Annotated in this window: 1 protein-coding gene; it reads left to right on the plus strand. The window is 72.9% G+C overall.

From position 1 onward, the window contains the following. Positions 1-32: 32 nt before the first annotated feature. Positions 33-5,628: non-ribosomal peptide synthetase (locus tag AMK19_RS38400; RefSeq protein WP_158071992.1), on the plus strand; the 5,596-nt coding region annotated here is incomplete at its 3' end.

Here is a 5,628-nt window from a genome sequence, read left to right on the forward strand (position 1 = left end):
AGATTCGCGGCTTCCGGATCGAGCCGGATGAAGTGGCCGCTGTGCTGTCGGAGTGCCCGGGGGTGGCGCGGGCGGCAGTGGTGGCCCGTGCGGACGCGTCGGGTGACCTGCGTCTGGTGGCCTACCTGGTGCCCGACGAGGCGGATGCCGAAATCTCCTCCGAAGCGCGGGAGTTCGCGGGTCGGCGGTTGCCGCAGTACATGGTGCCTTCGGCGGTGGTGGTGCTGGATGCGCTGCCGCTGACCGTGAACGGCAAGCTGGACCGCAGGGCGTTGCCCGCGCCGGAGTTCGGTGCGGGTGGGGGCCGGGGGCCGGCGGGTGTGCAGGAGGAGTTGGTCTGCGCGGTGTTCGCGGAGGTGCTGGGGCTGGACGGCGTCGGTGTCGACGACGACTTCTTCGCGCTCGGTGGGCACTCGTTGCTGGCGGTGTCGCTGGTGGAGCGGTTGCGGGCGCGCGGGTTGTCGGTGTCGGTGAAGGCGTTGTTCCAGACGCCGACGCCGGCGGGTGTGGCGGCGGTGGCGGGTCCGGAGCCGGTGGTGGTGCCGGGGAATCTGATTCCGGAGGGTGCGCGGGAGATCACGCCGGAGATGCTGCCGCTGGTCGAGCTCGACCGGGCGGCTGTGGATCTGATCGTCGGCCGGGTCGAGGGCGGCGCGGCCAACCTGGCGGACGTGTATCCGCTGGCTCCGCTCCAGGAGGGCATCTTCTTCCACCATCTGATGGCCACTCAGGATGGCGGGAGCGGAGCCGATGTGTATGCGGCGCCGATGGTCGTGGGCTTCGACTCCCGGGACCGGCTGGATGCGTTCCTGACCGCTCTTCAGCGGGTGGTGGACCGGCACGACATCTATCGCACGGCGATCGTGTGGGAGGGGCTGCCGGAGCCGTTGCAGGTGGTCTCGCGCAAGGTGGTGCTGCCGGTGCGTGAGGTGGTGCTGGACGCGCAGGCGGTCGATCCGGTGCAGGAGCTGCTCGCGGTGGGCGCGGAGCGCATGGATCTGGGCCGGGCGCCGCTGCTGCGGGTGGCGGTCGCGGCCGAGCCCGGTGGTGACGGCTGGTTGGCGCTGCTGACGATCCATCACCTGGTCCAGGACCACACCTCGATGGCGGTCCTCCAGAGTGAGCTGCGGGCGTTCCTGTCCGGGACGGACGACAGCCTGCCGGAGCCGCTGCCCTTCCGCGACTTCGTCACTCAGGCCCGGCTGGGCGTCCCCCGCGAGGAGTACGAGCGGTTCTTCACCGAGCTGCTCGGCGACGTCGAGGAGACCACCGCCCCGTACGGTCTGCTCGACATCCACGGCGACGGCACCGACGCGGAGCGCGCCCAACTGCTGCTGGACGCCGGGGCCGCGGCCCGCCTGCGTACCCTGGCCCGTTCGCACGGGGTGAGCCCGGCGACGGTGTTCCACCTGGCGTGGGCGCGGGTGCTGGGTGCGGTGTCGGGTCGGGACGACGTGATGTTCGGCACCGTGCTGTTCGGCCGGATGAACTCCGGCGCCGGCTCCGACCGCGTCCCCGGTCTGTTCCTGAACACGCTGCCGGTCCGGGTGAAGCTCGGCTCGGCAAGCGTCGCGGAGGCGCTGGACGGGATGAAGCGCCAGCTCGCCGACCTGCTCGCCCACGAGCACGCCCCGCTGGCACTCGCCCAGCAGGTGAGCGGGGTGCCGGGCGGCAGCCCGCTGTTCACCGCGATCCTCAACTACCGGCACAGCGGGGGCCAGGGCGGCGGGTCCGACCGGGGCATCGAGGGCACCGCCACGCTGTTCTCCCGCGAGCGCTCCCACTACCCGCTGAACCTGTCGATCAGTGACACCGGTTCCGACTTCGTGCTGACGGTGGAGGCGCTGGCCCCCGCCGATCCGGCCGAGGTCTGCGCCCTGCTCCAGACGGCCGTCGACAACCTCACCGCGGCGCTGGACGAGGCCCCGCAGAGCCCGGTGCGCGGGCTGGGCGTGCTCGGCGCAGCCGAACGCCGTCGGCTGCTGCACGAGTCGAACGACACCGCCACCGCTCGGCCCGAGGTGATGGTGCCCGGCCTGTTCGCCGCCCAGGCGGCCCGCACGCCCGACGCGGTCGCGGTGGTCGACGGCGACCTGCGGCTGACCTTCGCCGAGGTGGCCGAACGGGCGAACCGGATCGCCCACTACCTGCGGACGGCGGGCGTCGGAGACCAGTACCTGGTCGGGCTCTGCCTGCCGCGCGGCGCCGACCTGCTGGTCGCGCTGCTGGGTGTGTGGCAGGCCGGTGCGGCGTACCTGCCGCTGGACCCCGAGTACCCGGCCGACCGGCTGGCCTTCATGCTACGGGACAGCCGGGCCGGGCTCGTGCTGACCACTGCCGACCTGCTGGAGGACCTGCCGGCGGGTCGCGTACGCGCGGTTGCCCTGGACGGCCCGCAGGTGCGGGCGGCCCTGGCTGCCGCCCCCACCGAGGCCCCGGCACCGGCGCCCGACCCGCGGAGCCTGGCGTACCTGATGTACACCTCCGGCTCGACCGGGACGCCGAAGGGCGTGCAGGTCACCCACGGCGGCCTGGCCAACTACGTCTCCTGGGCGGCCGACGCCTACGGGATGCGCGAGGGCGGCGGCGCGCCGCTGCACTCCTCGTTCTCCTTCGACCTGACGGTCACCAGCATCCTGCTCCCGCTGGTGACCGGCTCGGCGGTGTCGGTCAGCCGCGCCGGCGGCGCCGAGGGCCTGGCCGAACTGCTGGGTGCCACCGACGGGTTCGGACTGGTGAAGGCCGTACCGGGTCATCTGCCGCTGCTGTCCGAGTTGTTGACCCCCCACCAGGTGGCCGGAAGCACCAGGCGTCTGATCGTCGGCGGTGAGGCCCTGGCCGGCGCCGACGTGCGGGCGTGGTTGGAGCGGGTGCCGGGCTCGGTGCTGGTGAACGAGTACGGCCCGACCGAGACTGTGGTCGGCTGCTGCGTCTTCGAGGTGACGGCCGGCCAGCCGATCGGCGAATCGGTGCCGATCGGTCGACCTATCGCCAACACCCGGCTGTACGTGCTCGACGACCGGTTGGAACCCGTGCCGGTGGGCGTGGCCGGCGAGCTCTGGATCGCCGGCGCCCAGCTCGCGCGCGGCTACGCCGGCCGTCCGGGGGCGACGGCGGAGCGCTTCGTGGCGTGCCCGTTCGAGCCGGCGGCCCGGATGTATCGCACCGGGGACCTGGCGCGATGGGGCGCGGACGGACAGCTCAGGTACGTCGGCCGGGCCGACGAGCAGGTCAAGGTCCGCGGTTACCGGATCGAACCGGGCGAGGTCGCCGCTGTGCTGGCCGCCCACCCGGAGCTGGCACAGGCCGCCGTCATCGCCCGCGAGGACGTTCCGGGTGACCGGCGACTGGTCGCCTACGTGGTGCCGGCCGACCAGGAGGCAGACACCGGTCCGCTCCCGGCGGCGGTGCTCGACCATGCCCGCCGGAACCTCCCGGATCACATGGTCCCCTCGGCGGTGGTGGTGCTGGACGCACTGCCGCTGACGGCCAACGGCAAGCTCGACCGCAAGGCCCTGCCCGCCCCGGACCACGCGGGACTCGCGGGCGCCGGCCGGGCCGCGGCGAGCCTGCCGGAGGAACTCGTCTGCCAGGCCTTCGCCCAGGTCCTCGGGCTGGAACGGGTAGGTGTCGACGACGACTTCTTCGCCCTCGGCGGGCAGTCGCTGCTGGCGACCCGGCTGGTGAGCCGGGTGCGGACGGTGCTCGGTGTCGAGCTGCCGATCCGGGTACTGTTCGAAACCCCGACCCCGGCCGGCGTGGCCGCCTGGCTGGGCGAGGCGACCCAGGGCCGCGTCGCGCTGGTCCGGATGACGCGGCCGGAACGGGTGCCGCTCTCCTTCGCCCAGCAACGCCTGTGGTTCCTGGGCCAGTTGGAGGGGCCGAGCGCGACCTACAACATCCCGGTGGCGCTGCGGCTCACCGGGGAGCTGGACCGGGCCGCGCTCGCTGCGGCCCTGCGGGACGTGATCGAGCGGCACGAGGTGCTGCGCACGGTGTTCCCGGCCGACGACGGCAATCCCCGTCAGCGTGTCCTGCCGATCGGGAAGACCGGCTTCGAGCTGCCCGTCACCCGGGTGGCGGCGGCGGACCTGGACGCGGCGGTCGCGGATGCGGTGCGCCACGGCTTCGACCTGGCCACGGAGATTCCGCTGCGGGCCGCCCTGTTCGCGGTCGGACCGCAGGAACACGTCCTGGTCCTGCTGATGCACCACATCGCCGGTGACGGCTGGTCCACCGGCCCGCTGACCCGCGACCTGCGGTCCGCCTACGCGGCCCGGGCCGCCGACCGCGCCCCCGAGTGGACGCCGCTGCCGGTCCAGTACGCGGACTACGCCCTGTGGCAGCGCGAACTGCTCGGCACGGACCAGGCCGAGGACAGTCTGCTTTCGGCACAACTCGCCTACTGGAGCGACGCGTTGGCCCAACTGCCGGAGGAACTGGCGCTGCCGGCCGACCGGCCGCGGACGGCCACCTCCTCGCACCGGGCGCAGCAGGTGCCGCTGGCCCTGCCGGCCGAACTGCACGGGAAACTGCTGTCGGTGGCGCGGGAACGGGGCGTGACCCTGTTCATGGTGCTGCAGGCCGCGGTCGCCGTGACGCTCCACCGGCTCGGCGCCGGAACGGACATCCCGATCGGCACCACGGTCGCCGGACGCACCGACGAGGCGCTCGACGACCTGATCGGCTTCTTCGTCAACACCCTGGTGGTCCGCACCGACCTGTCCGGCGACCCGACGCTCGGTGAGGTACTGGAACGCGTCCGGACCGCGGGTCTGGGCGCCTACGCGCACCAGGACGTCCCGTTCGAACGGCTGGTGGAGGAACTGGCGCCGGTCCGCTCACTGGCCCGGCACCCGCTCTTCCAGGTGATGCTCACCCTGGAGAACACCGCCTCGCCCTCGACCGGCCGACCTGCGTCGGACGGGCCCGGGCAGCTGAAGGTCGAGCCGCTCGGCACCGGCCTGGCGGCAGCCAAGTTCGACCTGGACGTCAGCCTCGCCGAGATCCTGGACGAGGACGGCCGACCGGCCGGGCTGCGCGGCTCCCTGGTCGCGGCGGCGGACCTGTTCGACGACGGCACCACGCAGCGGATCGCCGGCTGGCTGCTGCGGGTCCTGGAGGCCATGACCGGTGCGCCGGAGACCCCGCTTCGCGAGGTGGAGGTGCTTGACGAGCACGAGCGCGGGCTGCTGTTGGGCGAGGGAAGGGGGGCGGACGAGCCGGTTCGGGTGCTGGTGCCGGTGGCGTTCGCGCGGTGGGTGGTGGAGTCGCCGGATGCGGTGGCGGTGGTGTGTGAGGGCGTGGAGGTGTCGTACGGGGAGTTGGACGCGCGGGCGAACCGTCTGGCGCGGCTGCTGGTGGCGCGGGGTGTGGGTGCGGAGTCGGTGGTGGGTTTGTGTCTGCCGCGCGGTGTGGAGATGGTCGCGTCGATTCTGGCGGTGTGGAAGGCGGGGGCGGCGTATGTCCCGCTGGATCCGGAGTACCCGTTGGAGCGGCGGGAGTTCATGCTGGCGGACAGTGGTGTTTCGGTGGTGCTGGGGTTCGGCGGTGTGGATCCGGATGGCGCGGAGGTGTCCGGGTGTTCGGATGTTGCTCCTGAAGTTCCGTTGAGCGATGGCCAGTTGG

It is taken from the genome of Kitasatospora sp. CB01950 (genome assembly GCF_001905465.1).
GTDB lineage: Bacteria > Actinomycetota > Actinomycetes > Streptomycetales > Streptomycetaceae > Kitasatospora.